Here is a 373-nt window from a genome sequence, read left to right as displayed (position 1 = left end):
AGTTGCTGGAGTATGACGCGCTCGGCAACCCGGTTCAGATGCGTGGCATCGATGGTTCCGTAGTCGAGCGGTTGTTCGATTCGATGGGGCGCGTTCTGACGGAGACGCTTAAGGGCGATGTGCCGGCCAATGACCGCATCAGCCTTTATGAGTACAGCTCAACGGGCAAGCGGACTCGTGTCACCGGGCCAGATGGTGTGTGGGTTCGCATGGTCTATGACACGGCCGATCGACTGGTGGCCATCGAAGATGCGGGCGGTAATCGTATCACCTACACCTTGGACGCTGCTGGCAACCGTATTCGCGAAGAGGTTCGGGACAGCAGTGGTGCGTTGAAGCGGTTCGGGGATCGTCAGTTCGACACCCATAGCCA

At 59.0% G+C, this 373-nt stretch carries 1 protein-coding gene; it reads left to right on the top strand.

The genetic code is table 11. From position 1 onward, the window contains the following. Positions 1-373: RHS repeat domain-containing protein (locus EN850_RS34220; RefSeq protein WP_136092986.1), on the top strand; the 373-nt coding region annotated here is incomplete at both ends.

The organism is Mesorhizobium sp. M8A.F.Ca.ET.207.01.1.1, from assembly GCF_004794715.1.
Lineage (GTDB): Bacteria > Pseudomonadota > Alphaproteobacteria > Rhizobiales > Rhizobiaceae > Mesorhizobium.
Note: the sequence above shows the minus strand (reverse complement) of the source record. Positions and strands in the feature narration are given on the sequence as shown.